1 pseudogene is annotated in these 421 nt (G+C 51.1%); it reads right to left on the bottom strand.

Going from position 1 to position 421, the window contains the following annotated elements:
- Positions 1-421, bottom strand: a pseudogene (locus DI041_RS21105) (hypothetical protein); the annotation flags it as partial.

Here is a 421-nt window from a genome sequence, read left to right as displayed (position 1 = left end):
GAACAACGGCCATTGGGTCGGTTCAGAGACATGATGTGACAACCGATCCCGTTGAGTCGCCGTCACGGTTTCCCACTCCACAGCACCGCAATGAATAACCTGAAGCGCCGGGGACGGTTGATGGGGTAACACACGCTGTGTACCCTGTTCATCAAACACAATACGCAACGCATCATGACGAGCTACCAGCAGAGTTAGGGCCCGCTCTAATCGTTCCCGGTCAAACGGTGTGCCTTTATATTGCTGATGGCTTTCATGTTCCTGATATTCGTATTCCTGATATTCGTATTCCTGATACTCGTATTCCTGATACTCGTATTCCTGATAATAGTGCGTTGCCACGCCACCCAGTGGGAACCCCGATTGCCGCCCCATTAAATATGCTCGCTGCACATCGGTTAGCTCAAAGGGCGAATAACGT

The sequence above is a fragment of the Stenotrophomonas maltophilia genome (genome assembly GCF_004920835.1).
In the GTDB taxonomy this organism is placed as follows: Bacteria; Pseudomonadota; Gammaproteobacteria; order Xanthomonadales; family Xanthomonadaceae; genus Stenotrophomonas; species Stenotrophomonas maltophilia_AQ.
This window is presented reverse-complemented; position numbering and strand designations above follow the sequence as displayed.